The organism is Endozoicomonas montiporae CL-33, assembly GCF_001583435.1.
Classification (GTDB): domain Bacteria; phylum Pseudomonadota; class Gammaproteobacteria; order Pseudomonadales; family Endozoicomonadaceae; genus Endozoicomonas_A; species Endozoicomonas_A montiporae.
Window position 1 is genome coordinate 3,672,784 of sequence record NZ_CP013251.1, and the last position, 26,935, is coordinate 3,699,718.

Annotated in this window: 27 protein-coding genes; 15 read left to right on the forward strand and 12 right to left on the reverse strand. The window is 49.6% G+C overall.

Going from position 1 to position 26,935, the window contains the following annotated elements:
• Positions 1 to 80: 80 nt before the first annotated feature.
• Together EZMO1_RS16825 and EZMO1_RS16830 are read right to left on the reverse strand one after the other, a co-directional pair.
• Positions 81 to 905 (reverse strand): DUF547 domain-containing protein, encoded by an 825-nt coding sequence (locus tag EZMO1_RS16825; RefSeq protein ID WP_034876959.1) that lies wholly within the window; start codon positions 903 to 905, stop codon positions 81 to 83.
• A gap of 17 nt (positions 906 to 922) precedes the next feature.
• Complete coding sequence (locus tag EZMO1_RS16830) at positions 923 to 1,801, reverse strand: glucosaminidase domain-containing protein (RefSeq protein WP_082212176.1); 879 nt, start codon at positions 1,799 to 1,801, stop codon at positions 923 to 925.
• Between the two features lie 275 nt (positions 1,802 to 2,076).
• Between EZMO1_RS16830 and EZMO1_RS16835 the strand changes: the two genes are divergently transcribed.
• Positions 2,077 to 2,688 (forward strand): Yip1 family protein, encoded by a 612-nt coding sequence (locus tag EZMO1_RS16835; protein ID WP_222842130.1) that lies wholly within the window; start codon positions 2,077 to 2,079, stop codon positions 2,686 to 2,688.
• 14 nt (positions 2,689 to 2,702) lie between these two features.
• Here the strand turns inward: EZMO1_RS16835 and EZMO1_RS16840 are convergent, their stop codons facing one another.
• Together EZMO1_RS16840 and fghA are read right to left on the reverse strand one after the other, a co-directional pair.
• Complete coding sequence (locus EZMO1_RS16840) at positions 2,703 to 2,951, reverse strand: hypothetical protein (protein ID WP_051790102.1); 249 nt, start codon at positions 2,949 to 2,951, stop codon at positions 2,703 to 2,705.
• 174 nt (positions 2,952 to 3,125) lie between these two features.
• Positions 3,126 to 3,980: an S-formylglutathione hydrolase gene (gene fghA / locus EZMO1_RS16845; RefSeq protein ID WP_034876957.1), complete on the reverse strand. Its 855-nt coding sequence runs from the start codon at positions 3,978 to 3,980 to the stop codon at positions 3,126 to 3,128.
• Between the two features lie 174 nt (positions 3,981 to 4,154).
• Between fghA and EZMO1_RS25765 the strand changes: the two genes are divergently transcribed.
• The gene (locus tag EZMO1_RS25765) at positions 4,155 to 4,604 is read left to right on the forward strand and encodes an IS1/IS1595 family N-terminal zinc-binding domain-containing protein (protein ID WP_160174080.1); all 450 of its coding nucleotides are present in this window, start codon (positions 4,155 to 4,157) and stop codon (positions 4,602 to 4,604) included.
• Between the two features lie 34 nt (positions 4,605 to 4,638).
• Here the strand turns inward: EZMO1_RS25765 and EZMO1_RS16855 are convergent, their stop codons facing one another.
• The gene (locus EZMO1_RS16855; protein ID WP_061509599.1) at positions 4,639 to 6,036 is read right to left on the reverse strand and encodes an IS110 family RNA-guided transposase; all 1,398 of its coding nucleotides are present in this window, start codon (positions 6,034 to 6,036) and stop codon (positions 4,639 to 4,641) included.
• A 251-nt stretch (positions 6,037 to 6,287) separates the two neighbouring features.
• Here EZMO1_RS16855 and EZMO1_RS16860 point away from each other — a divergent pair, with 251 nt between their 5' ends.
• The 4 genes from EZMO1_RS16860 (at position 6,288) to EZMO1_RS16875 (ending at position 9,391) form a co-directional block, all read left to right on the forward strand.
• On the forward strand, positions 6,288 to 6,728 hold the full coding sequence (locus EZMO1_RS16860) for an IS1595 family transposase (protein ID WP_061509602.1): 441 nt from the start codon (positions 6,288 to 6,290) through the stop codon (positions 6,726 to 6,728).
• Between the two features lie 270 nt (positions 6,729 to 6,998).
• Positions 6,999 to 8,106 (forward strand): IS3 family transposase gene (locus EZMO1_RS16870; protein ID WP_145912435.1). Its coding sequence is split into 2 segments (ribosomal slippage): positions 6,999 to 7,267 and positions 7,266 to 8,106, totalling 1,110 coding nucleotides; the frame shifts between segments, so codons are not numbered across the junction.
• 382 nt (positions 8,107 to 8,488) lie between these two features.
• Entirely contained in the window at positions 8,489 to 8,641 is a 153-nt protein-coding gene (locus EZMO1_RS27685; RefSeq protein ID WP_236632033.1) for a hypothetical protein, read from the forward strand.
• Between the two features lie 237 nt (positions 8,642 to 8,878).
• Positions 8,879 to 9,391: a LysR substrate-binding domain-containing protein gene (locus EZMO1_RS16875; protein WP_051790099.1), complete on the forward strand. Its 513-nt coding sequence runs from the start codon at positions 8,879 to 8,881 to the stop codon at positions 9,389 to 9,391.
• A 30-nt stretch (positions 9,392 to 9,421) separates the two neighbouring features.
• Here the strand turns inward: EZMO1_RS16875 and EZMO1_RS16880 are convergent, their stop codons facing one another.
• The gene (locus EZMO1_RS16880) at positions 9,422 to 11,017 is read right to left on the reverse strand and encodes an ABC-F family ATPase (RefSeq protein WP_034876955.1); all 1,596 of its coding nucleotides are present in this window, start codon (positions 11,015 to 11,017) and stop codon (positions 9,422 to 9,424) included.
• Positions 11,018 to 11,226: 209 nt separating this feature from the next.
• Positions 11,227 to 13,389, reverse strand: a complete 2,163-nt coding sequence (locus EZMO1_RS16885; RefSeq protein WP_082212165.1) for a heavy metal translocating P-type ATPase — start codon at positions 13,387 to 13,389, stop codon at positions 11,227 to 11,229.
• 173 nt (positions 13,390 to 13,562) lie between these two features.
• Here EZMO1_RS16885 and EZMO1_RS16890 point away from each other — a divergent pair, with 173 nt between their 5' ends.
• The gene (locus EZMO1_RS16890) at positions 13,563 to 14,066 is read left to right on the forward strand and encodes a SprT family zinc-dependent metalloprotease (RefSeq protein ID WP_034876951.1); all 504 of its coding nucleotides are present in this window, start codon (positions 13,563 to 13,565) and stop codon (positions 14,064 to 14,066) included.
• Positions 14,067 to 14,353: 287 nt separating this feature from the next.
• Positions 14,354 to 15,328: a hypothetical protein gene (locus tag EZMO1_RS16895; RefSeq protein ID WP_034876943.1), complete on the forward strand. Its 975-nt coding sequence runs from the start codon at positions 14,354 to 14,356 to the stop codon at positions 15,326 to 15,328.
• On the opposite strand, the gene recQ is transcribed toward EZMO1_RS16895, so the two are convergent.
• Complete coding sequence (recQ, locus tag EZMO1_RS16900; protein WP_034876932.1) at positions 15,308 to 17,128, reverse strand: DNA helicase RecQ; 1,821 nt, start codon at positions 17,126 to 17,128, stop codon at positions 15,308 to 15,310. The genes EZMO1_RS16895 and recQ overlap by 21 nt on opposite strands.
• A gap of 353 nt (positions 17,129 to 17,481) precedes the next feature.
• Between recQ and EZMO1_RS16905 the strand changes: the two genes are divergently transcribed.
• Positions 17,482 to 18,108 carry a YecA/YgfB family protein gene (locus tag EZMO1_RS16905; RefSeq protein ID WP_051790096.1) on the forward strand — a complete coding sequence of 209 codons (627 nt, stop codon included), beginning with the start codon at positions 17,482 to 17,484 and terminating at the stop codon, positions 18,106 to 18,108.
• Positions 18,109 to 18,196: 88 nt separating this feature from the next.
• Here the strand turns inward: EZMO1_RS16905 and EZMO1_RS16910 are convergent, their stop codons facing one another.
• Together EZMO1_RS16910 and ihfA are read right to left on the reverse strand one after the other, a co-directional pair.
• Positions 18,197 to 18,601, reverse strand: a complete 405-nt coding sequence (locus tag EZMO1_RS16910; RefSeq protein WP_051790092.1) for a MerR family transcriptional regulator — start codon at positions 18,599 to 18,601, stop codon at positions 18,197 to 18,199.
• Positions 18,573 to 18,884: an integration host factor subunit alpha gene (gene ihfA / locus EZMO1_RS16915; RefSeq protein ID WP_034876930.1), complete on the reverse strand. Its 312-nt coding sequence runs from the start codon at positions 18,882 to 18,884 to the stop codon at positions 18,573 to 18,575. Before ihfA ends, EZMO1_RS16910 begins: the two co-directional genes overlap by 29 nt.
• A 237-nt stretch (positions 18,885 to 19,121) precedes the next feature.
• Here ihfA and EZMO1_RS16920 point away from each other — a divergent pair, with 237 nt between their 5' ends.
• On the forward strand, positions 19,122 to 19,313 hold the full coding sequence (locus tag EZMO1_RS16920) for a hypothetical protein (RefSeq protein WP_034876927.1): 192 nt from the start codon (positions 19,122 to 19,124) through the stop codon (positions 19,311 to 19,313).
• Here the strand turns inward: EZMO1_RS16920 and pheT are convergent.
• Positions 19,291 to 21,681, reverse strand: coding sequence for a phenylalanine--tRNA ligase subunit beta (gene pheT / locus EZMO1_RS16925; protein ID WP_034876925.1), 2,391 nt, complete (start codon positions 21,679 to 21,681; stop codon positions 19,291 to 19,293). The two genes, EZMO1_RS16920 and pheT, sit on opposite strands and share 23 nt — an antisense overlap.
• Positions 21,682 to 21,735: 54 nt before the next feature.
• Positions 21,736 to 22,752: a phenylalanine--tRNA ligase subunit alpha gene (gene pheS / locus EZMO1_RS16930; RefSeq protein ID WP_034876923.1), complete on the reverse strand. Its 1,017-nt coding sequence runs from the start codon at positions 22,750 to 22,752 to the stop codon at positions 21,736 to 21,738.
• A gap of 217 nt (positions 22,753 to 22,969) precedes the next feature.
• On the opposite strand from pheS, the gene EZMO1_RS16935 reads away from it, so the two are divergent.
• The 5 genes from EZMO1_RS16935 (at position 22,970) to thiH (ending at position 26,867) form a co-directional block, all read left to right on the forward strand.
• Complete coding sequence (locus tag EZMO1_RS16935; protein WP_034876920.1) at positions 22,970 to 23,350, forward strand: group II truncated hemoglobin; 381 nt, start codon at positions 22,970 to 22,972, stop codon at positions 23,348 to 23,350.
• 401 nt (positions 23,351 to 23,751) lie between these two features.
• The gene (locus EZMO1_RS16940) at positions 23,752 to 24,600 is read left to right on the forward strand and encodes a hypothetical protein (RefSeq protein WP_145912638.1); all 849 of its coding nucleotides are present in this window, start codon (positions 23,752 to 23,754) and stop codon (positions 24,598 to 24,600) included.
• 114 nt (positions 24,601 to 24,714) lie between these two features.
• Positions 24,715 to 24,915, forward strand: coding sequence for a sulfur carrier protein ThiS (thiS, locus tag EZMO1_RS16945; protein ID WP_034876918.1), 201 nt, complete (start codon positions 24,715 to 24,717; stop codon positions 24,913 to 24,915).
• A gap of 36 nt (positions 24,916 to 24,951) precedes the next feature.
• A complete protein-coding gene (locus tag EZMO1_RS16950) occupies positions 24,952 to 25,743 on the forward strand; it encodes a thiazole synthase (protein WP_275934917.1) in 792 nt (263 codons plus the stop codon).
• On the forward strand, positions 25,743 to 26,867 hold the full coding sequence (gene thiH, locus EZMO1_RS16955; RefSeq protein WP_034876916.1) for a 2-iminoacetate synthase ThiH: 1,125 nt from the start codon (positions 25,743 to 25,745) through the stop codon (positions 26,865 to 26,867). The genes EZMO1_RS16950 and thiH overlap by 1 nt, the downstream gene beginning before the upstream one ends.
• Positions 26,868 to 26,935: the final 68 nt, after the last annotated feature.

Genomic DNA, 26,935 nt, shown 5'->3' on the forward strand with positions numbered 1-26,935 from the left:
AAACGTGAGACTAGTGACTTAAATAGTTTGCTTTAATAGCTTCTTTAATAGCTACTTCAATAGCTACTTCAATAGTTACTTCAATCGGCTGAATTTCCCTGTGATAAAGCATTCAGGTTCCAGTTGTACTGATAGATGATTTCACCTTTGTACTGGTCTATTTTGGCCGCCATGGCCATCTGGCTGTTTTCCCTGATATGCCTTAGCAGAGCCTCTTTGGAGCCGAAATCAATGGCATACCACTCATAAATTCGTGACAGTGCCAGTTTGCCATCAATAAATGCCACCCCCTTTTCCTGCTGAATAAAGCGCTTAGCCGCTTCAGCCATCATGACTTCAACCGTAGCACCGGTATAGGCTTCACCGGCCAGATCGGGACAGCCCAGGCTGGCGCAGTTCACCACATAATGAATACGCTTGTCCTGCCAGAGAGGTCTCAGGATTCTATGCTCGATATTATTCAGTGTCAGTGTTGTACCTGCCACTTCCGTTATCGGTTCATCCCAAGGGCCAAATTTAAACCATGGCCCTATTTTGGTAATGGATTCGACCGGGTAGTGTTTCAGAATCAACTCAATGGTCAGGGCGTTATAGAGATTAATCCAATAAGCCAGCTGTTCTTTTCGGTTGTAATCCCTCGGCTCCAGTGCCGTCATGTAGCCAATGTAATCCTGTAGCTTTTTACGATACGCATTTGACACTTTCCCATAAGCAAAGAGTGAACCATCCGGAAAGGGTTTCAGATACTGAGACAGCAGGTAGGACCAGTCCGAATGGTCTATGGTTTTTCGGGATGTTTCATCGCTTTTATCCCAGATTGCCCAGTATTTACTGGCGGGCGCGGCCATTGCAGGCTGGGAGATAAGTAGTCCCAGCCCCATCAGCAGGCTTATTATTATTTTCATGGGTCGTCCTGACCTGATTATTGGCTTTGGATAACTCCATCATCCGGTGCAATGGCCTCACCTTCAAGGTCATAACGCAATAAATCGTTCCCTCTGATCATTTGCACCAGCTCATCCACGTACTCCACACCACGAATGGAGTAAGCATAAAGCCCATGAGCGAGCACCGGGCCGGTTACCGGAAGCCCTGCCTCCCGTCGCTTCATACGCATCTCCCGCATGCCTTCATAATGATGACTGGAATTCAGGTTATGCATATAAGAACGCACAGAATGCGCCGGGGAGTCGAATTTTCTGACCTCGTATCGGGCACCTTCCGGCCGTCTTTCCGGTACCAGCCCACAGCCTTCGGAAAAACACCATTGTCCAAAAAAGTTATTTGCATCCAAAGCAAACCGCGATGTTCCCCAGGCGGACTCATTCGCGGCCTGAACCAGTGCCAGGGACACAGGTATTTCATCAATCTTTAATAACAGTTCATCAAAAATATCATCCAGCCCGTTCTTACTTTCATCCACTTTGTAACGACGCACCAAGCTATCAACCCATTGCTGCTCACTGTCGTTTAGTGTGTTTTTGTCTTTATAAGACAGCAATTTCTGACGAATCACACCCAGCTGCTGATTTTCCTCATCAATCATGGTCTTCATAAAAGCAAAGAATGAGGCTTTTTTCTCCCTGACATCGAGCATACTGCCAAAATCCGGAATATCCGACAGCTGTTTATCAATAGCCGCCTTTAGATCGGTATCTTCAGAAACTTCGCTGAACGCCTGCTCCGCTTCTTTCAATGCGTTATCGAGCGCAGAAGGCTGCTGATACAAATGCCACCAGCCAGACGACAATACAACAATAACCAACAGCCCCAGAAACATTTTATCGACTCGACTTATCATGTTTGATCACACTTTATTCTACAGTAAGGCTTTACATTAACTATGAAACATGCAAACACTAAGCGTAATAGCACTTTCATGGCAGTGGCGGTCTTTCATCACCTTAATGTTCTTGTTGAGGCGGTGACCAGGAAAGGAAGCTAAATAATAATAACAAAAATCAACCGCTGATTCGTAGCTCGGTCTTGTAGAGATTCTGTTAAAGCTTTTCTACAGGGCGGTGAGAGGTACAACATTGCTACGGAAGTACAGCTCGTCAACATGGAGACAGTACCATGATTTTGAGCCACTTCTGGGGTCTGATGACTCACCCCGATGAAGAATGGAACTCGATTCGGAAACACCCGCCGGGCATTGTGCGGCTCTACCTCGGCCAGATCATCTGGCTGGCAGCCCTGCCCGCAGTCTGCACGTTTTACGGAACCACCAAAACCGGCTGGTCACTGCCTGGCAGTGAGCACGTTGTCCGACTGACGGAAAGCAGCGCCATGATGATGGCCGGTTTAGCCTGGCTTGCCATTCTGATAGGCGTTGGAGTAATGGGCACTTTTGTACAGTGGATGAGTGAAACCTTTGGCAGCAAACCAAGCCTTGCCCAGAGTATTGCCTTCAGCTGCTACACCGCCTTTCCTCTTTTTCTTGCTGGGCTGTGCGGACTGGCACCTTCCATCTGGTTAACCATTGTTGCTGGTACTATTGGCGCATCCTGGTCAGCCTATCTGCTTTACAGCGGGCTCCCGGTCTTTATGAACATCCCGAAAGAGCAGGGTTTTGTGTATGCCAGCTCGGTACTTTGCATAGGGCTGGTCGTTCTGGTATCCCTGATGATTACCACCGTGATTCTCTGGAGTCTGGGTGCCGGGCCGGAGTATGTTCAGGTACTCTGACCACACAAAAGGTATTAAGAGCTGCTCTTCTTTACTTTTTGAATCACTTCCTCCGCTGCCTTGGCATTATTGGGGTAAAGGAAGTCTGTCACATAGTCGGCACCCACTTCCTGAGTGACCACATACCGTGCGCAGTCTTTGAAATTGGAAAAGCAGTAGGTGCTTTTAAGCAGTTTGGCCGTTGAAGGCATATCGGGCAAACTGCTTTGAAAAAAAGGGCACACCTCATAGAATTCACAGGTTGGCTGCTTGTCTGTCATCATCGTTGCTCCGCCTATTGAACACCTATTAAACAATGTCTGATTTATCCCTTACTGACAGATTGTCAGCATCAAAAACCAGTCATGTTGATGTCAGTCGGCGGAGCCATTCGATTCTGAATACTGTGCGTTCTTCACAGAAGGATGGAAGAACTGTCCAAGAGCGGCGACGTTCGATTAAGACTGACAAAGAACACGGCTATGAAACTCCATATGCTGCTCAATAAAGCTGGCAATAAAGTAGTAGCTGTGATCATAGCCTTCATGCCGTTCCAGCGTTAACGGATAACCAGTAGCCTTTGCTGCATCCTGCAGAGCTTCAGGCTGAAGCTGCTCCTGAAGAAATTCATCCGCCAATCCCTGACTGACCAAAGCCGGAATCATTGAAGAATCATTCGTCACGTTGGCAAGCAAGTGAGCAGCGTCGTATTCCTTCCAACTTGCCTGATGATCACCCAGATAGGCCGTAAAAGCCTTTTGCCCCCAAGGCACCTGAGAGGGCTGACTGATCGGGGAAAAGGCGGAAACACTCAGATAACGTTCCGGGTTTCTCAGAGCACAAACCAGTGCGCCATGCCCTCCCATAGAATGTCCGGAAATGGAACGGCGGCTGTTGACCGGAAAATTCGCTTCAATCAATGCAGGCAGCTCCGAAGTCACATAGTCGTACATGCAATAATGACGATCCCAGGGAGCTTGTGTGGCATTGACATAAAAGCCAGCGCCCTGCCCAAGATCATACCCTTCATCATTCGCTACCTGTTCACCTCTGGGGCTGGTGTCCGGTGCAACAATGGCAATACCCAGTTCCACCGCCATTCGCTGGGCTCCGGCTTTCTGCATAAAGTTTTCATCGGTACAAGTCAGTCCGGATAGCCAGTACAGCACCGGAACCCGATTGTTATCATTGGCCTGAGGTGGCATATACACGGCAAAGGTCATGGTGCTACCAGTAGCTTCAGACTCATGCTGGTAACGACGATGCCAGCCGCCAAAGGATCGGTTGCTGCTGAGTAGTTGTAACGTTTCCATAGCGTTTATCCAAAAATTCCCGAAGCCTCGCGAAAAGCTTCAGGAAAAATGATTTAGGCTCTTATCGGATTCCAGACTGCTGAGCTACACTTCATCAAAATCTTGCGAATGCCTGATCACGCAGTGAATATTTGTAAAATTTCAGAACTCATCAGCAATCTAACTTGCTTTGAAATGATCCGTGAAAACCGCTGGCCTGACGGGGTGGTTCATTGCCCCCATTGTGATTCAGGCCATGTAAAAAAGAACGGGCATGACACGGTACAAACTGAATGCCAACACTATCAATGCAAACATTGTGACCGCTACTTTGATGACCTGACTAATACTGTCTTTGCTGGGCATCATCAGCCTCTTAAGGTGTGGGTTTCCTGTCTGTACCTGATGGGACTCAATGTTTCCAACAGCCAGATTTCTAAAGAACTTGACCTTTCACTGAGTGATGTACATGAAATGACAACCTTGTTGCGAACCACTGTCGTTAAACGCAAGCCTGACATTACTCTTGAGGGAGAGGTAGAGTTCGACGAGGTGTACATCGTCGCAGGTCACAAAGGACATCCTGAAGCTTTAAAAAAATCTATCGCGGCCTCCCCGAAAAAGAAGATTAAAAGGAACTTCTGAGTAACTCCCCCTGAGCTCGCCGGTTAGCAAGCCCCTAACCGACAGCAGTTTCAACCGGCGTTAATGTGAAGCCCATATCTTTAGCCTTCTGCTTCAGGGTTTTCAAAACTCTTTCTCTGTACCGCTGCTCAAAGTATTCCTGACCTTCATCTACATACTGGCTCCCATGCTTGAGCATACTGTAAACCAGCCTTGCCAGCTTATGCGCTGTTGCCGTAATCGCCTTTGGAGCACCAAGCTTGCTTCGCATTCTTCGGTAATAAGCACCCAAAGCACTTTTTGATCTGGTCAGTGAATAAGCCGCCAACCTGAATGCTGTTGCCGCTGCGCCTGGTAAACGTTTGGTTTTCCGGTTCAGAACCTTACCGCCGGATATTTTGGTTCCGGGGCAGAGCCCTAACCAAGAGGCAAAATGTTTAGCGGAAGGCCATCGACTCATATCCAAACCGATTTCTGAAACAATCTTCAGAGCCGTATTTTCGTCGATGCCGTCGATATCAGTCAGATCGACACCGCTCACCCGGTTGAGCTCTGAACGCACATCAAAGTCTGGAGCGCAACGGGACTTCCGTTTTTTTGAAGGCTTATCTGGCGTAGAAGGTTTCTGGGAGTCTTTATCATCTTTGCTGTCAAATGTGTTGATCTTCTGTTCCAGAGCTTTGTCACAAGCCCTGATTTTTTCATCATAAGTATCGTAAAGTTCAACAGCTTGCCGCAGAGCAAATACATGCTCATCCCGGTAATGCCCCTTCAGGGATTTGGCGATTTCTTCCTCGGATTTTTTGCAGTGCTTGTCACGATATCTGGCCAGCTCCACAGGGTTCCGCTGCCCATTCAGTATGGCGCGGATAATAGTCATACCGGTTTTTCCGGTAATATCAGTCACCACATTATCCAGTAACAGATTCATCTGTCGAAGTGCCTTTTGCATATGCTGGATGTGGGAAGCACGGTAGCCAACAAGAGTGTCACGTTGTCGTCTATAAGATCGTAAAGAGCAAACCTGCTCATCAGGGCGGAACGCGCCATTGAGCAACCCGTAAGTATGTAACTGCAAAAGCCATTGGCAGTCCAGAACATCAGACTTACGTCCGGCAACATTCTTTACATGTCGTGCATTGACCAGCTTTACATCAAGTCCCCGGGATTCCAGTATTTCAAACGCAGGTATCCAGTAAATTCCGGTTGACTCCATCACAACGGTGGTAATGCCAAGCTTTACGAGCCAGTCAGCCATAGCTTCAAGGTCTGCGGTAAAACAGCCAAACGAACGCACCGGTTGTTCATCTAACTCTTCTGGCACAGCAACAAAATGTGACTCTGACCCGATATCAATACCAGCAGCAAAGAGATTGATTTTCTCCAGATGTCCGGCAATACGCTTTTTGACTCTGTCAGAATGGGAACGGTTGGATTTGCTGCGGCGAGACATGGTTTACCCTCTATACTTCCGTGCGAAGGCATATCCGGATATGGGGCTGTCGATGATTCGCATTCTTCCGAACGAGATCGCATATTGCGTCATCAGTGATGTTGTCGCCAGCTCCCCGACCACGCTTTCAAACGGGCAAAAGGCACCAGTGTGTTTACGGTCTCTGGTCCGGGTATGTCTTCCTTTCTATCATAGGCATGTAGACAGTAGTTGGGAGAAAAGTTACTCATAGATGTTCAGCCGAGCCCGGCTTGGAGCGCTCTCGAAAAAGACAAGCCTCCCGTTCTCTCGAAAAAGACAAGCCTCCCGTTCTGGGAATGATTCAGCGAGGAGGTCAGGTCATTATCAACATGCTGGATAATGTTCGAAAAGCCACCATAAAGCCTTTCATTACGAAGCATGTAGCCAAGGGAACCCAAACTTACACTGATGAATACAGCATTTACAACTCCCTTGAAGAGTGGGGTTACAAGCATAAATCTGTCTGTCATGGTAAAAGCGAGTACGCCCGGGATGATGACAAGGATGGTATTTATGAAGTACACGTAAACATCATGGAAGGCTTCTGGTCATTGCTCCGTTCATGGCTCAGACCTCACAGGGGGATTTCTCAGGAAAGCTTACCTTTGTACCTCGGCTTCTTTGAGTTCGTTCATAACGCCGGAATCCGGGGTAAAGGGCAATGGCACTGACTTAAGGGTAAAAACCTTGAAAATAGTGGCCTCCGGGGCTGAAGCATTGAGGCATTCATGAAGTCATATGCCCAGCAGCGGTCGATTTTACATGGCCTCAAATTTTTCCAAGTACCGAGTATGCGGTATTTTCTCCAAAATGTAGCCAGTCCGGCTCAGCTACAACCCCTTGTTTTCAAGGGGTAAATGCTTAATATGATGGACCCCATAAACTGGACAGGTAGCTAAGTTAAGTTTTCTGGCTGTAAGATGACCCTGCAGGAGGGAATCATGACAGCAAAAAGAAAACGACATAAGCCCGAATTTAAGGCACAGGTAGCACTCGAAGCCTACAAGGGCGAAAAGACCATAAACCAGCTGGCAAGCGAACACGAAGTTGCAGCCGTTCAGGTTAGCCAGTGGAAGCGACAGCTACTCCAGGGGGTTCCAGAAGTCTTCGGCAGGGCACGGCCAGAGGTAGATCCAGATGCGCTCACTGCCCCCCTGTATCAGGAGATCGGACGGCTTAAAATGGAGCTGGACTGGTTGAAAAAAAAATCTGGCAATGTCCATTGATGACAAACGGAGATGCATAGACCCGGATCACTCGAAGATCAGCATTCAGCGCCAATGTGAACTGGTTGGGTTAAGCAGGTCAAGCTGGTATTACCAAGCTTCTCCAGCTTTGGAAAGCCCTGAGAATCTGAATCTGATGAGGCTCATTGATGAGCAGTATACACGTACACCGTTTTACGGCAGTCGTAAGATAACTGCATGGCTGAATGAGCAGGGCTTTCCGGTCAACAGGAAGCGTATACAGCGACTTATGAGGCTGATGGGCATACAGGCTGTCGGACCAAAACCGGGCACAAGCCTGAGAAACAAAGAGCATAAGGTTTACCCGTACTTGTTGAACGGCGTTGATATTGTGAGACCCAATCAGGTCTGGAGTACTGATATTACGTACTGCCCGATGCCTCAGGGGTTTATGTATCTGGTTGCCATTATTGACTGGTACAGCCGTTACGTGGTCAGCTGGGAGCTGTCGAACACACTGGATGCAGACTTCTGTATTCATGCGCTGGGTCGAGCTTTGGAACAAGGTGAACCTGATATATTCAACACTGACCAAGGGTGTCAGTTTACCAGTAATGATTTTCTGGCACCTCTTCAGGAACGGGAAATACGTATCAGCATGGACGGGAAAGGGCGAGCACTGGATAACATTTTTGTCGAGAGGCTGTGGCGCTCCGTCAAACATGAATGGCTGTACACGCATGAATTTCAGACTGTTCCAGAGCTTTATACTGGGCTGGATGAATACTTTGAGTTTTACAACACTGAACGATTACACCAGTCGTTGAGTTATAAAACGCCTAAGGCAATTCACTTTGCATGAGGGCTTTGGACCACTGCCAGGACTTAACTTAAATTTGTTGGTTTACTGTCTTGACAGTGGGGTCCACCATATAAGTCAGTGCCATTAGGGTAAAGGGTTACTTCAACCATTAATTAGCTTGCTGGTTACGTAGCAGTCTGGAATCCGATAAGAGCCTAAAGAGTTTGTTGCCGTTACAGAAACCGAGTCGTTTACACTGGCCTCCAGAGGTCTTGGTATTTCCATTGCACAAGTCAGTCGTCAGATCAGCGCTCTGGAGCAAAGGCTGACAACAAAGCTGTTTTATCGAAGCACACGACGGGTCACCGTCACTGAAGCCGTTCAGCTGTTTTACAACCATTGCCGCCCTCTTCTGGATGGTCTGGAAGAAGCCGAAGCAGTGATGACCTCGCTGCAAACCCACCCGAAAGGCTCCATCAAAGTGACTGCTCCGGTGACTTTTGGTGAGAAGTATATTGCGCCCGTCGTTAATGCCTACTGTTATGAATTCCCCGACATTAACGTTGAGCTGAACAGGGTTTACGCATCAAATTAAAACAATCGTACCTATCTTGTAGAGGCTGAATATTAACGACTACAGATTTTCAAAGTATGACTGTTCGGTTTGAAACTGGTGAAAATCAGGAGATATAAAACCTACTGTCGTTTAAAAATCCTGAGAGTTTGATTATTTCAACTTCTTTTCAGCTGTGTGTTAGAGAAAACAACTACCTAATCTGCATTTGCTAGTTCAGATTGATGCGTAAGCCCTGTTGAGCTGAACCTGACCAACTTGAGAGTCGATCTGATTGAAAATGGCTTTGATCTCGCCATACGACTTGGGCAGCTGGATGATTCAAATATGATTGCCCGACAACTTGGGGTCAGAAGTCAGCACCTGTGTGCCTCACCCGGCTATCTGGAGCAGTTTGGCCGCCCGGAAACACTGAACGATCTTGCGGATCACAACTGTTTACCGGGCACACTGGATTACTGGCGATTTGAAGAGAATAAGAAGATCCGGCACCTGAAGGTTTCAGGCTCCCTGCGCTGCAACAGTGGCAATGCCTTAATGGATGCGGCTTTGAAAGGGCTGGGGCTGGCGCAGTTACCGAACCATTATGTTGCTCCCGTCATTCAGAGTGGCGAGCTTGTGGAACTGCTGGCTGAATACCAGCCTCCTGCGGAAGGCATCTGGGCGCTGTATCCCCATAATCGACACCTGTCCACTAAAGTCAGCTTGTTGATCGAGCAGATCAACCAGACTCTTCAGGAGACTGATATGACAACAACCGTCAGGGCTTAAACAAAAAGCTCTGACGGTTCAGTTAAGGGTTTACTCTTCAACAACGCCCTGGCTACGCAGGTAGTCGTCATAAGTGCCGTGGAAGTCGATCACACCTTTATCGGTGATCTCGATGATCCGTGTCGCAATGGACGACACAAACTGACGATCGTGACTGACAAACATCAGCGTACCCGGATAGTTTTCCAGCGCCAGGTTCAGCGCTTCAATGGACTCCATATCCATGTGGTTGGTCGGTTCATCCATCAGCAGAATGTTCGGGCGCTGCTGAATCAACTTACCAAACAGCATACGACCCTGTTCACCACCGGAAATCACCTTCACTGATTTCTTGATATCCGCCTGGGAGAACAACATACGACCCAGCGTGCCACGAATGGTCTGCTCGTCTTCACCTTCGTTCTGCCATTGGCTCATCCAGTCAAACAGGGTCATGTCTTTCTCAAAATCGGCACTGTGATTCTGGGCATAGTAACCAATATTGGCGTTTTCCGACCACTGAACCGCCCCTGACTTAGGCGCCATTTCGCCCGCCAGTGTATGCAGCAGTGTGGTTTTACCAATACCGTTCTGACCAATAATGGCAATACGTTCGCCGACTTCTACCATCAGGTTAACGTCTTTGAACAACAGGTCGTCGTAACCCTGGGACAGTTTTTCAACCACCAGCGCATTTCGGAACAGTTTCTTTTCCTGATCGAAGCGAATGAACGGACTCTGACGACTGGAGGGTTTCATTTCTTCCAGTTGGATCTTGTCGATCAGCTTGGCGCGGGAAGTCGCCTGCTTGGCTTTGGAAGCGTTCGCAGAGAAGCGGCTGACAAAGTTCTGCAGCTCGGCAATCTGGGCTTTCTTCTTGGCATTATCTGCCTGAATACGCTCTTTTGCCTGAGTCGCGGCCGTCATGTACTCATCATAGTTACCGGGGAACAGGCGCAGCTCGCCATAATCCAGATCCGCCATGTGCGTGCAGACACTGTTCAGGAAGTGACGGTCGTGGGAAATAATGATCATGGTGCAGTCACGCTGCTTCAACACACCTTCCAGCCAGCGGATCGCATTAATGTCCAGGTTGTTGGTCGGTTCGTCCAGCAGCATAATGTCGGGTTCGGCGAACAGCACCTGAGCCAGCAACACCCGTAGTTTCCAACCCGGTGCCACCGCACTCATCGGGCCATAATGCTGCTCCAGAGGAATATCCAGACCCAGCAACAGTTCACCGGCGCGGGCTTCGGCAGAATAACCGTCCATCTCGCCAAACATCACTTCCAGATCGGCCACACGCATGCCTTCTTCTTCGGTCATATCGCCTTTGGCATAGATGCGGTCGCGCTCTTCTTTCACTTTCCAGAGTTCGGCATGACCCATGATCACAGTATCAATGACGCTGAACTCTTCGTAGGCAAACTGATCCTGATTCAGCTTTGCCATGCGTTCGTTCGGATCGAGGTTAACGTTACCGGAAGTGGCCTCCAGCTCCCCGCCGAGAATTTTCATAAAGGTGGACTTGCCGCAGCCGTTGGCACCAATCAGTCCATAGCGGTTACCGCCACCGAATTTAACGGAAATGTCCTCAAACAGTGGCTTATCGCTGAACTGCATGGTGATGTTCGCGGTTGTGATCAAATTTTCGTCCTGCTTTTTTATCAGTAATAACGTGAAGGGGGCGCAGAGTACACGGCTAAGCCCACGGCTTCAATGACCAGAAATACTCACGCTATTTGATCAAGATATAAACAAATCAGGAGAAAACTCAAGGGCAGACGACAGAGGTTTATGAATAAAAGCGGCAGGGCTTCATACCCTGCCCTGCCAAAGGCTTTTAAAAATTTACCTTATGACTGCCTCTGCAACAGTCGCATCGCATTCATTGTCACCAGAATCGTTCCGCCCACATCCGATATCACCGCCCCCATCAAGCCGGTAATCCCAAACAGGGTTGTCAGCAGGAACAGCGTATTAATGCCCAGAGCCAGAGCAATATTCTGCCGGACAATCATCGCTGTTCGTTGAGACAGCCAAATCATCCCTGCCAGCTCTGGCAACCGTTCGTGGGTCAGTGCTGCATCAGCGGTTTCCAGCGCTACATCGCTGCCACGTCCCATGGCGATGCCCAGTTCAGCCGACTTCAGTGCAGGCGCATCATTAATGCCATCACCCACCATGGCGACAGCACCTTTGCCACTGGCTTGCAGCTCTCTGATGGCACTCACCTTGTCTTCAGGCATCAGTTCTGCCCGGTAATCAATGCCCAGTTTGGCGGCAATGGCAGCAGCGGCACGCCGGTTGTCGCCTGTCAGCATGGTACTGCTGATGCCCATTGCCTTTAACTGCTGCACCGCTTCCAGTGCATCACTGCGCAATGTGTCTGCCATAGCGATGAGTCCCTGAACCTGCTGATCTGCCTGTACGACCACCACGGTATTCCCCTGAGATTCCAGTGCATTAATTCGCTTTGACAGATCAACTTGCTGTAATGAATCCGGCAACGCTTTCGGCGATGTCACCTGTACTGCCTGGCCATCAACAACCCCTTTCACACCAGAACCCGCGATAACGACGACATCCGTTGCTTCAGATATTTTGATATCCAGCTGCTTTGCCCTGTTGATAATGGCGGTTGCCAGTGGATGACTTGAGCCCTGTTCAACCGCAGCAGCAAGCCGCAGTGTGTTGTGCTCATTACCGTTAACGGGCTGCACAACCGTTACCTCAGGTTTGCCCTCGGTCAGGGTTCCGGTTTTATCAAACGCCAGATGTTTAACCTGCTGCAACTGCTCTAAAGCCGCGCCCCCCTTGATCAATGCACCAAAACGGGCTGCCGCTGCCAGTCCCGATGTCACGGCAGCAGGAATTGACACCACCAGCGCACAGGGGCAGGCAATCAATAGCAGGGTCAGAGCCTTATAAGCCCAGTCGTGCCAGCTGGCACCGAGCAGCAACGGCGGAAGCACCATAACAACCGCCGAGAGACCTATGACCAGTGGCGTATACCAGCCACTGAAACGATCCACAAGGCGGGCAATAGGCGCACGACGCTCTTCCGCTTCTTCAATCAGCTGCACAATACGATCAATGGCATTGCCACCGGGTTCAGACAATACTGTCAGTCGAACCACCTGTCCCACCACCAGACTACCTGCCATCACCTTCTCACCGCGCTGTCGATTGACGGGAATGGACTCACCGGTTAACGCACTTTCATCAAACACACCCACAGAAGATGCATTCTTGTCCAGAATACAGTCAACCGGTAAACGGTCTCCCGGGCGAACCTCTATCACATCACCCGGCTGCAGAAACTCTGCCGGAACCGCTTCTACACGTTGCCCGTCTTCTATTCGGGTGGCGGCATCCGGTGTTAGCTGCATCAGGCTCTGAACACCCTGTCTGGCCTTTCGCGCTGCTACATTCTCCAGCATCTGCCCAATGGAAAACAGCAACAGCACCAATGTCGCTTCAAAGGTTTCGCCCAGAATCAGCGCACCTATCGCAGCCACCGACATCAGGGTTTCTATGCCGAACCAGCTACCGTTTCTCGCTTGGGTAATGGACTTACGAATAAAAGGAATTACGCCGACCAGCGCAGGCAGATAAAACGCCAATTCACCCCAGCCCGGAAGCAAGAGATAAACCAGAGAGGCCAGCACAGACAATCCTGCAAGCAAAGCCAGTTCACGGTGCGCCTGCCAGAAAGAAGGCTCTTCACCAGAGTTCTGCGAGCCTTCAAGGCTGAATCCCAGTTCCTTTACTTTTGCTTCTATGTCAGATGGCACAACCGAACTGTCCATCGTGACCAACAGGCGCTCTGTCGAATAGACCACTCTAACCCGGCTGACCCCCTGAATAGCGATCAACGCTTTTTCAACCTTGGCAGCGCAACTGCCACAATCCATACCCCTGATAAACCAGCGGTACTGCCGGACATCTGCTGCGGCGGCTGAAACATATTGAGATTCTGTCCGGGAAGAACTTTTCGTTGAGCAGCATTTATCCATGACAGCTCTCCATGACGCATAAGCAATTATTTATATGTTTACCGAGAAACATATAAATGTCAATTTATTTGAATAGGTACTCTGCATTACTCCCATAAGCAAACCTCATCACTTTACTTGCATGGCTTTGTTCTTCTACTCTTTTCGACTCTCATCCGGTTTTGTGGAATTTCATGCACACGACATCTGACTTACTTGATCAGGCGATACAACTTCGCATAGCTGAACTTTACTGTCTGGCTGAGCGGCATTTTGTAAAACGCTTTAAACGACCTGCCATACTTCTGAATCTTAGAGGGGAAACCGCAGGGCAGGCATGGCCAGAACGCAATCAGTTGAGGCTGAACAGGGTATTACTGGAAGAAAACCAGCAGCACTTTCTCAAGCATACGCTTGGACATGAGGTTGCGCACCTGATTGCTGATCAGGTGTTCGGCAGAAAAATCCGCCCCCATGGCAGAGAGTGGACGTTTATCATGGAGCAGGTATTCAATCTGCCTGCAAAACGAACGCACAGCTATGACACCAGCCAAGCCGCTAAACGACCCTTTGCGTACATCTGCAAGTGTCCAGACAAGGTTATTCATTTATCTGCCATTCGCCATAATCGTGCTCTGAGAGGAACCGTTTATCAGTGTGCCAGTTGCAAGGAGCCGTTGAAGCTTAAATCACAGTAATTAAAGCGCACTACAGAAATGCTTTCCTATAAGGCTGAACTATATTTAACCCACAGTAAAAGGACTGTAATACCAGCTCCGCTTTCTAAATATGACCATGAGCAAGCCATTCTGGGTCGCGGGACAATACGAAGGGCATAAAGGCGGAACGACGAGTAATAGCGAGCTATTGCGAGGAGTTCCAACGCAGCTCCCGTGATTCGGAATGGCTGCGCAATTCATGTTTAGAAAGGGGAATTGGTATAACTCCAACTTTCGTGGAAAAATCTAAAAGTGAAGGCTTCTAAATGAATAATAAGTATCTCAAGCAACTACTGTTTCTACTCTGTTTTAACGGGACAACCCTTTGCCGGGAGATTTTTGCTCAGGAAACTTTCTATTACACAGTACTGGTCAAAGAAGAAGTAAGGCAAGCGGTCGTCACTATATCCCGATCTGCCGAAGAAAAAGATACAGCCAGCGTGACAACAGAAATAGATGGTTTAGGGCGGCTGACTTACACTTACGAACCGGTATTTAACTCGAACAGCGATTATATCCTGACTATTAACGAACCCAATTATTTACCCGGGTACAAAGTACACGCCAGGGAGCTGGCGGCAACGAGCCAATATTTTTATGAAAATGATTTTTCAAATGGTCACTACGTATGGCTTGTAGACAGCCCTGCCATTTCCATTGATGGTATCAGTCTTCAGCTACCAGTCTTCAACATCAATTCAGCAACTATACAAACGTCTGGCAGCACGCACTCCCATCTATTCCTCGGGACTATTGCCGAGCTATCGTACTTTAATAGTAATCGTACAACAGGAGAGGTTCAGCTACTGACAGACGATGACTTTTATCTAGTTCAACTCAGCTTTTCTGACTTTCGTATGACACACATCTGGAAGCCAGTAAAAGTATCATCCGACTCCCTTTGCTTCAGGAAAGGGCTGGAATCAATATCCAGCGATGATTTGTCAGATTCCGATAGCTGCGAATCTTCGGTACATTCAACAAACCCGGGTAAGAAAGAAGAAGACGATGATGACCCAGATGTCGCAGCCTTAAACAGTATTTGCAGGGGCATCACAGCAATGTCAGTACTTTTGCCAGATAACAGCGGATTCAAACCTTTGTCAGCTTTAGCCAAAAGCAGCAAGTTTGAGGCTTCGCTCAAAACACACTGCCCTTTGAACAAACAACATCAGGAATCAGTCATTAACAGCATAGTTATGACCTTCATGTTCAAGGCTTTATACAGACTCTCTTACTAACTGACTGATCAGCTCTACAAACTGCTGCCCATACTGTTCCAATTTATACTGCCCCACCCCGGAGATATGAGACATCGCTTCCAGATCACAGGGTTTGTGTATGAGCATCTCAAACAGGGTTTTATCGTTGAAAATGATGTAGGCCGGAACGCCCTGTTTTTCCGCCATTTCACGGCGAAGTGTACGCAGGGCATCCCACAGGGGCTTGTCTTCTTCAGCAACCATCACCCGACCTTTTTCAACAGGCTTCGAGGTTTTTGTTGTTGCGTGCTCATAGCGGTCCTGCCTTAACAAAATGCGCTCGTCACCTTTTAACAGAGGACGACAACGTTCATTCAGTTTCAGCGAACCATACCCTTCCACATCCACATTGATATAACCCCGGGCCACCAGCTGTCGATAGATCGAACGCCATTCGGTCTGTTTATAATCTTTGCCAATGCCGTAAGTGCTAGTGTGCTGATGACCAAACTGGTTCACTTTGGCCGTTTCCTTGCCCATCAGCACATCAACAAGATGGCTGACTCCAAACAGCTGACCGGTACGATAAACACAGGAAAGGGCTTTTCGGGCTGCTTCGGTACCGTCCCAGGTTTCAACCGGCTCAAGGCACAGGTCGCAATGACCGCATTTTTCATCCATGGGTTCATCAAAATAGTTAAGCAACACCTGACGCCTGCAACTGGTCACTTCACACAGCGACAGCATAGCATCGAGCTTTTGCTGCTCTACCCGCTGAATGTCCTGACTGGCATTGGAACCCGCCTGAATCTGACGCAACAACACCACATCCTGCAAGCCATAAACCATCCAGGCTGTGGCCGGTAAGCCATCGCGCCCTGCCCTACCGGTTTCCTGATAATATGCTTCAATGCTTTTGGGCAAATCAAGGTGCGCCACAAAACGCACATCTGGCTTATCAATACCCATACCGAACGCCACCGTTGCCACAATAATCAGGCCGTCTTCTTTTAGAAAACGCTGCTGATTGCGACTGCGATCTTCATTCGACATACCGGCATGATAAGGCAGTGCAGCACGCCCCTGTTCATTCAGCCATCGCGCAGTATCTTCCACCCGCTTGCGGGACAGGCAGTAGACAATACCCGAGTCTTCCGGATGCTCCTTTTGCAGGAAACGTAAGAGCTGCTGCTTGCCCTGTTTTTTCTGGCTGATGCGGTAGAAAATATTGCTGCGGTTAAAGCTGTCTACAAATACTCTGGCGTTATCGAGTTCCAGCCGCTCGACAATTTCCTTGCGAGTACGCCGGTCAGCAGTGGCCGTTAAAGCAATTCGGGGAATGCCGGGATAACGATACTTCAAACGGCACAGTTGTAAATATTCCGGTCGAAAGTCGTGACCCCATTGCGATACACAGTGAGCTTCATCAATGGCAAACAGTGCCAGCTTTACCTGATCCAACAGGCGCTGCATGCTTTCTGTCAGCAATCGTTCAGGGGCAACGTACAGCAAATCAAGATGACCGGTCAGCAACTCCTGTTCGATGCGTTGCTGTTCCGGGTAAGGAGTACCGGAGTTCAGGCTTTCTGCGCGGATACCCAGCTGTTTCAGTGAACTGATCTGGTCTTCCATTAACGCAATCAGAGGCGAAACCACCACGGTGGTACCCGCCAGTGCCAGCGCAGGCACTTGATAACACAGGGACTTGCCACCGCCCGTTGGCATCAGTACCAAAGCATCCAGCCCCTGAACAACCGTTTTAATCACATCTTCCTGAAACCCGCGAAAGGATTCATAACCAAAGGTGTTGTGCAAAATCTCCAGTACAGAATCAGTCATGGGTATCCGTGTAAAGGCAGGTAAACATTACTTTATTGTTAAGTACTCAACCATATGAAATCACATTTTCTGACTCACTGTTCAGGCACTCTGACTGCGTTGCAACTCTGGTCACATAGCTTACTATGCTCCCGCCGTTGCGCCTTGCAGAGCACCTGCCCAATAAGCCAGAAATATTCGATTTTATATGGCCGAGTACTTATGAGAGCAAAAATATCAGCCTGAAAAATAAACGACAGTGAAATAATAATACGTGACAGGCACTGTACATTATAACAGGGAAAGAAATGATGATCAGGAGAATCTGAGGTAAACTGTGCCATTATTGTATTCACTCACATTGAGTCCCTCTCATGCAGAACACTCGTTCTACCATTGAACATCTTTTAACTCAGTATTCTGAAGAAGAGCCACTGAACTTTCATGCCGTGCATGGTTTTATGACTGCACTGGCTATCTGTCCGGTTGACCTGAGCGAAGCCGAACGCAACGACATTCTGTTTGACGGTCAGGTATCCCTGAAGGCTGAAGATCAGCAAGCCCTGAATCAGGCACTGTCGGATGTTGCCCGCAGTATCGACCGACAGTTTAACGAAGAAGAAGGCTTTACCCTTTCCTGCGAAGACGAACTGGACAATCCCGAAGACGAAGCCCTGTTTGACTGGTGCGGCGGCTTTATGGAAGGGCATTTCCTGAATGAAAAACAGTGGTTTGTAGAACACGAACAGGAAGTGTGTGAACTGCTGCTTCCGGTGATGCTGGCTTCCGGTCTGTTCGACGAAGAACCAGAGTTTCAGGAAATTCTGAATAATGAAGAACTCACCGAAGACATGACCAGCCAGATTCCGGAAGTGCTGATGGAACTGTATCTGCTGTTTAACTCACCGGAAGAAGCGACCAGCAAGCCGGTTACCAAAGGGACCGGTATGCCGAAGTCAAAAGGTGGAAAGAAAGGCTCACACCCTCGCAAGAAGCGCTAAGAGCTTTCGCTGTTGCAGGCTGCCAGGCCTGCGACACGTTTCATAAAAGCTTGTCATTCCGACAAAAACCACTGGCAGTCTGACTCATTCAGGAGCGCGGAATCCCGTCCAGCGTATCCAACACATCTTCCAGCTCGGCAATCATCTGCCGGATCAGCTGATTGTATTTGGAGGTATCCTGCTTCTGGGTTTCGCCTTTGAGGTGGGCGCGGGCACCGTCAATGGTGTATCGCTGTTCATAAAGAAGACTGCGGATCTGCCGTATCAGCAATACATCCTGACGGCGGTAATAGCGGCGATTGCCCCGGCGTACCGGTTTCAGTTTGGAAAACTCCTGTTCCCAGTAACGCAGGACATGGGATTTTACCTGACACAACTCACTCACTTCACCAATCGTAAAGTAGCGTTTGCCAGGAATAACGGGCAGTTCAGCCTGCTGGCCTGATTCATCCTGAATGTCTGGATCAGTCGTCCTGAACTCGGTGTCCTGCATAAGCTTCTACCCTCGCCTTCAGTTTCTGACCGGGTCTGAATGTTACGACACGACGTGGAGTAATGGGTATTTCCTGTCCGGTTTTCGGATTGCGCCCGGGCCTTTCTTTCTTGTCGCGCAGATCAAAGTTGCCAAAACCCGACAGTTTTACCTGTTCATTATTCTCCAGAGCCATCCGGATCTGTTCGAAAAATTGTTCGACCATCTCCTTGGCTTCTCTTTTATTAAAACCGAGTTCTTCGTGCAGATGCTCAGCAATATCCGCTTTCGTCAGGGCTCCCATGGTTACTTCCACTCTTTTGTATAGCCAGTAACGCACACCCTTCAACTCTCTTTATAGTCAGGATGCAGGGAGTCCTTCACGCCCTCTTCGGGTTACCAGCCGCGCAAGACTTGCGCTTGGTTCCTCTCTCAGTCGTCTAACTGTTTATGGTTAGCTGACTGACCTCCTCATTCTCCTAGAGTGCGTGAACCGTGTAGCAAGGTCAAGCATAAATAAGTACTTATCCGGAAGTAATCAATGACTTTGATCATTATCAGCGAGGGTAAGCGGCAGGCTGTGAAAAAGCAGGCAATGGACATTCAGTCCGTAGGGGAGGCAGGCAACAAGAAAGATTTATCCGGCTCCCTGAAAGCAGGGAGGCGGATAATAAAAGCCAACTTAACGATGGTCAGCAATGGCCAAGTGATCAGCCACGAAGTGTTGCACTGAAGTCTTTTTCCAGACGACCAACAATCGCTTCAACCAGCTGGTTCACTTCCTCATCTTTGAGAGTGCGTTCACCATGCTGCAGCTTCATGCCCAGCGCCAGGCTCTTGTGGCCTTCTTCAATGCCCTTACCGGCGTAAACGTCGAAGATGCGTACATCGGTCAGCAGTTCACCGGCTTCCTGACGAACGACTTCGCTCAGGTTGTCAGCAGCAACGTCCTGCTTAACAATCAGTGCCAGATCACGACGCACCTCAGGGAACTTGGAAAGAGACTTGAAGTGAGTCACTTTGCCTTTGGTCACAGCGTCCAGACGGGCTTCAAACAGGAAGACTTCATTGTCCAGACCCAGAGACTTTTTCAGAGTCGGGTGCAGAGTACCCACATGACCCACTACCTTGCCGTCACGAACCAGTGCAGCGCACTGACCCGGATGCATAGCTGAGTGTGAACCTTTCTCGAAGCGGAATTCACCAGACGCACCGCCTTTCTCCAGCAGTGCTTCAAAGTCACCTTTGATATCGAAGAAATCAACAGAGTCGCTGCCTGCGTTCCAGCCTTCAGGGAAACGGGCACCAGTAATGGCAGCCGCCATGTACTCTTCCTGTTTCAGCGCTTCGCCGTCACGGATAAAGGTCTGACCCATTTCAAACAGACGCACACGGCTCTGCTGACGGTTCAGGTTGTAAGAAATAGCCTTAACCAGACCCGGCAGCAAGGAGGTACGCATCACAGACAGATCGCTGGCAATCGGATTCGCCAGAGCGACTGCTTCACGTTCAGGATCAAACTGGCTGTGCAGCTTTGGATCAATAAAGCTGAAGCATACGGCTTCCTGATAACCACGGCTTACCAGCAAACGACGAAGGTCAGCTTCCTGCACCAGTGATTCGTCTACCTGCTTCATTTTCAGCAGAGCAGTCGGAATGGTTTCCGGCAGGCGCTCATAGCCGTAGATACGACCCAGCTCTTCCACCAGGTCTTCTTCAATGGCAATGTCAAAGCGCCAGCTTGGCACAGCAACACTCCACAGACCTTCGCCCTGAGCAGTCAGTTCCAGACCCAGACGTGTCAGCAAAGCTTCGATCAGGTCGTTTTCGATCTTGATGCCCAGCAGGGATTCGACTTTTTCAGCACGCAACTCAACGGTGCTCAGGGTTGGCAGATGTTCTTCGCTGACTTCTTCAGCAACCGGCCCCGGCTGACCACCACAGATATCCAGAATCAGCTGCGTCGCACGCTCAATGGCTTTGCGCTGCAACATGAAGTCAACGCCACGCTCGAAACGGTGAGAAGCGTCGGTGTGCAGACCGTAGGAGCGTGCCTTACCGGCAATAGTGATCTGATCAAAGAATGCTGCTTCCAGCAAAACGTTTTTAGTTTCAGCACTTACGCCGGAGCCTTCACCACCCATCACACCGGCAATACCCAGTGCATGCTTGTCGTCAGCAATCATCAGAGTATTGCTGTTCAGGGTGACTTCTTCACCATTCAGCAGAACCAGCTTTTCTTTGTCTTCTGCCATGCGCACATTAATGGCACCGTTCAAAGTGTCCAGATCGTAGCCGTGCATTGGCTGACCCAGTTCCAGCATCACGTAAGCCGTTACGTCCACAACAGGATCGATAGAACGGATGCCGGAACGACGCAGACGCTCAACCATCCACAGAGGGGTTGGTCTGGTGACGTCAACATCGCGAACGACACGGGTCAGGAAACGTGGGCAGCCTTCTTTAGCACCATTTTCAGTAGCGATGTTTACAGGGAAAGTGTCGTCGATAGCAGGCGCCACCGGCTCTACTTTCAACTCGTCTACTTCTGCCAGGAAGTTCGCACTGACTTCACGGGCCAGACCGGCAATGCTCAGGCAGTCACCACGGTTAGGTGTCAGGTCAACATCAATGATTTTGTCATCCAGACCGAGGTATTCACGGATATCCTGCCCAACCGGTGCATCAGCAGGCAACTCCATCAGGCCGTCGGAAGATTCCGCCATGCCCATTTCTTCTTCCGCACACAGCATACCGAAAGATTCAACGCCGCGCAGTTTGGCTTTTTTGATTTTGAAGTTGCCGGGAAGGACTGCACCAACAGTCGCAAAAGGTGCTTTCAAGCCAACACGGGCATTTGGCGCACCGCATACTACCTGAAAGGTTTCAGAACCGGTGTTTACCTGGGTAACACGCAGCTTATCAGCATCAGGATGCTGTTCGCAGGCAACAATTTCGCCCACAACAATACCGGTGAAGTCGCCGGCAACGGCTTCTACGTCGTCTACTTCCAGACCGGCCATGGTGATTTTGTCCACCAATTCCTGAGTATCGGCTTCAATTGCCACCCACTGGCGCAACCACTGTTCACTGAATTTCATATCGTTATCTCAAATTCCGTTAGTTAAAAACCTGTCTTATTGTTGCGAATCAAATCAGTGGAACTGATTCAGGAAGCGCAAGTCGTTCTCGAAGAACTGACGCAGGTCGTTAACGCCGTAGCGCAGCATGGCAAAACGCTCAACGCCCATGCCAAAGGCAAAGCCGGAGTATTTCTTGCTGTCGATACCGGAATATTCAAAGACTTTCGGGTGCACCATACCGCAACCAAGGACTTCCAGCCATTTGGTGGAACCGTCCGGATTCTTGCCCCATTCGATGTCTACCTCGGCAGAAGGCTCGGTGAACGGGAAGTAAGATGGACGGAAACGGACTTTCAGATCGTCACGTTCGAAGAACACACGCAGGAAGTCACTCAGTACGCTTTTCAGGTCAGCGAAGCTGACTTTTTCAGCCACATACAGACCTTCTACCTGATGGAACATCGGGCTATGGGTCTGGTCTGAATCGCAACGGTATACTTTACCCGGGCACACGATCGCAATCGGCGGTTCCTGATTCGCTTTGGCAAACTGCTCCATAACACGCACCTGCACCGGAGAGGTGTGGGTTCTCAAAACAGTATTGTCGTTGAAGTAGAACGTATCGTGCATGGCACGAGCCGGATGGTGACCCGGAATGTTCAGGGCTTCAAAGTTGTGGTAGTCGTCTTCAATCTCGGGACCACGAGCCACTTCAAAACCGATGCGGCTAAAGTAGTCGCTGATACGTTCCATAGTGCGGGTAACCGGGTGAACCGTACCCATATCCTGACCACGACCAGACAGGGTCACGTCGATGGTTTCACTCGCCAGACGCGCTTCCAGGGCGGCTTTTTCCATACCCTCGCGCTTGGCGTTGATAGCAGTTTGTACCTGCTGTTTGGCTTCGTTGATCAGACCGCCAGCCTTTGGGCGCTCTTCAGCAGACAGTTTACCCAGACCTTTCAGCAGCTGGGTCAGCTCGCCTTTCTTACCCAGAAATCGAACCCGGACCTGATCCAGATCAGCAGCGTTAGCAGCCGACTCGACTTCAGCGAGGGCACTTGAGGTAATTGTTTCCAGATTCTCCATGGGGTTTCCCGATGACAGATGCACTACAGAAAATAAACCGCCAAGTCTAGCGGTTATGGCTCGCTATTGATAGTCGTGGGCTTTTCTGTGTTAAGCAGAAGCGTTTTATCGTGACTTGCAGCTCCCAAAGAGATTACGATCGACCCCGAACATGGGACATAACCATTGTACTTGCTATAAAATGCCCTCAGTCTCTTAATCCAGAGGTATAAGAAGAATGAATGCAAAAACGCCTTATGACATCCTTGGAGACAATGGAGTAAAAGAGCTGGCCAGTGCTTTTTATGACGTCATGGATGAGCTGCCTGAAGCCGCCTCTATTCGCCGTATGCACGTTCAGGACCTTGCTGACATTAAACAAAAACTGTACGAATATCTGTCTGGCTGGATGGGCGGCCCTCATCTGTATCATGAAAAATACAACACCATCTGCATGACCAAACCCCACTCGCATTATCAGATCGGTGAACGCGAACGTGATCAGTGGCTGATGTGCATGAACCGGGCACTGGATCGAATTGATGCCAGTGACGAGCTGAAAGCCATGCTCAAAGAGCCGGTTTTTAATGTTGCAGAAGCCATTAGAAACACTCCCTGACTCTAGCTGATCCTGAGAAGCTGACGAAAGCCTCTCAGGATCAGTAGCAGCATCATTACATAGCCGTTTCCATCATCAGCCAGTTCTGCACTTCTGGTTTTAACTCAAGGTCGAGTAAGGATTCATGATGTACATTTTTTCTTCTCAGCCTGTCTGCTACCACTGACATCGCCCGATTCCACCAGCTCGATTCGGACTCCGGAACGCCCTGAACAACGGAAGGAACCGATCGTGCGATATAAAGCGGGCTGACTTCATCTGCCCCCCCAAAGGTATCGATTGTATTTTACATTTCGTCTAATAATAATGGCAATGTAAAACCCATTCAGGTCTCAGAAGCCGTCTTAAGATCTCAATACCAGTGGACGATATGAATGTTAACTCAATTGCAGGAACAGACCATGTCTTCACTCTGCCGAACGCTCTTCTTCTTCAGCTCGCTCATGCTATGCATCAGGGGTTATTCGGCACCAGTGCCTGCAAAACCAACAGGCAGTGAACCCGCCTGCTACACCTTCAAGGAAAAAGGCTGGCACTTTTATAGCAACAAGAAACGCCCAAGACTGCCTGTTATTGGCGACAAGTCGGAAATGCTGCTGATTCCCGATAACCAGTACCAGACTGGCGTAGCAGCGGCCATTTCCAGTTCGGTTAAACCACCTTTTGAAGTGACCTTCAGTTACAGCACCTGGGACGATGATGGCAGTGAGTGGGCGATCTGGAACTCTGCAGACGGACTGACTTTTTTCTTTCTGAAAGACATCTCTGACTATGGTACGCCTCCTGATGGTGACAGTCTTGGCCTGAAACCTGAAGGCGATGGCTATGCCGTCTGGCTCAAACTCTATGGCTCACGCACTATCACCCTGAGCGGTCAGAACAACATGATTCTGGACTGGGATCGTTTCAAAAAGGCTTACTCCCAGCGCCAGTGGATTCCTGTCAAAGTCACGGTTCTTAAAGATCGGATACAGGTTGAAGCCAACAATCAGCCGGTGCTCAATCATCACACTGACATAGACACCCGATTTTCAGGCATGGGTTTCTCGGCTGGCACCGGGGCCGCAGATGCTGAAATAGCCGTTAAAAAGCTGTGCGTGACCCCTCTGAAAACCCAGGCTGCAGAAACATCGCCTGCTGACCCGGCCTTTCCGGGTTCGGTCAAAGACGAAAACTTTATTCCCGCCCCCGGACTGGAAGGTCTTGATACTGTGCCAGCCGCCCCGGACAGTGTTAATCCCAAACTCTGACCCCATTACCGGATAAATTCGCCCACCTTTTGCGCAAAGCCCCTATGAAGGCTTTGCGTCTTTGATTAGAATCGTCCGTCTGACAAGTAGCTATCACAAGATCTGTGGAACAGAATGCAAATCAAGGTAAATGACCAGCCTGTCACTGTTGAAGGCTCTCTGAATATCAGGGAGCTGCTAAAAGTGTTGAGTCAGGCAGAAAAAGGGATAGCCCTCGCCGTAAACAGCCAGATAATCAGCCGTTCACAGTGGGAAAACCATTCTCTCAGAGACGGCGACCAGATCACCCTGATAAAAGCGACAGCGGGCGGATAAACCGCTGGCAAAATACAGAATTGCCCTACCCACCTGATGACAACAGAAAAAACCAGAATGCTGAAAATCGCGGACAAAACATTTAATTCCCGGCTATTTACCGGAACAGGGAAGTTTCAAAATCGACAGACTATGGCGGATGCCATTATCGCTTCCGACAGCGAACTGGTCACCATGGCACTGAAAAGGGTTGATCTCAATTCACAGGATGATGACATTCTGGAGCCTTTACTTCAGCAACCAACCATTAACCTGTTGCCCAACACCTCCGGTGCCCGGGACGCCAAAGAGGCGGTTTATGCCGCTCAACTGGCACGGGAAGCCCTGCAGACCAACTGGCTGAAACTGGAAATCCACCCTGACCCGAAATACCTACTGCCTGATCCCATCGAAACCCTGAAGGCCTGCGAAGAGTTAACACAACAGGGCTTTATTGTTCTACCTTATATCCATGCCGATCCGGTGTTGTGCAAACATCTCGAAGAAGCCGGAGCCGCTGCCGTGATGCCACTGGGTTCACCCATTGGCAGTAATCTGGGGCTGAAAACCCGCGAGTTCCTGCAAATCATTATTGAACAGACCAAAGTACCTGTTGTGGTTGATGCCGGTATTGGCAGCCCTTCCGATGCAGCACTGGCGATGGAGCTGGGTGCTGATGCCGTACTGGTGAATACCGCTATTGCCGTATCCCCCAATCCGGTAGCGATGGCCATCGCATTCAAAGAAGCTGTGAACGCCGGTCGCCGAGCCTATGAAGCCGGACTGGGATCACGAAGCCTTGAGGCTCAGGCCAGCAGCCCCCTGACCGCTTTTCTGGATGAGTTCTGATGAGCTTTCTCGATACGTTCAACCAACTCGACTGGAATGAAGTAAAGCTGTCTATCACCAGCAAAACAGCTTCCGATGTCGAACAGGCTCTTTCAGCCAGCCGCCTGAACCACGATCAGTTTCTGGCCCTGATCTCGCCCGCAGCCAGTCCCTATCTGGAGCAGATGGCAAAAAAAAGCCTGCAACTGACGCGGCAACGATTTGGTAACACCGTTCAGCTCTACATCCCTCTTTACCTGTCCAATAAATGCACGAATATCTGCACATACTGCGGCTTCAGTCTGGGCAATAAAATTCGTCGTAAAACCTTGTCGATGGATGAGCTGGATGCAGAGATCAGGGCAATCAAAGCCCATGGTTTTGAACACCTCCTGCTGGTAACCGGAGAAGCACCGGGAACCGTGGGTATGGATTATTTCCGCAAAGTACTGCCCAAGCTGCGCATGCACTTCTCACACATCAGCATGGAAGTTCAACCGCTGGATCAGAAGGATTATGAGGAATTAATGAGCCTGGGTCTGGATGCGGTTCTGGTTTATCAGGAAACTTACCATCGCCCGACCTACAACCAGGTACATCTTCGTGGTAGCAAAGCCGATTTTGATTACCGGCTCGAGACCGCAGACCGACTAGGCAAAGCCGGCATCGACAAAATCGGCATTGGCGCCCTGATTGGTCTGGAAGACTGGCGCACCGATGCAGCCATGGTGGCAGCCCATCTGGACTATCTGGAGAAAACCTACTGGCGTACACGCTACTCCATCTCGTTTCCAAGGCTGCGCCCCTGTGAAGGGGAGATGAATCCTGTATCACTTATTTCCGACCGGCAGCTGGTACAGCTGATCTGTGCTTACCGATTGTTCAAACCGGAAGCCGAGCTGTCACTGTCTACCAGAGAGTCTGCCCGTTTCAGAGACAATGTTCTCCCGCTTGGCATCACAACCATGAGTGCTTTTTCCAGCACTCAGCCCGGTGGTTATGTGAACGATGAGTTTCTGGAACATACCGCACTGGAGCAGTTTGCCATTGACGACAATCGTCGTCCTGAACAGGTGGCTGATGCCATCCGCTCAAAAGGGCTTGAGGCAGTATGGAAAGACTGGGATAACTGTTACTCGCACTAAAACGGCAGACAGACACAAGCAGGGTTCTGCGAGAGCAGCCCCCTGCAGAATAAAACTATAAAAGGGAC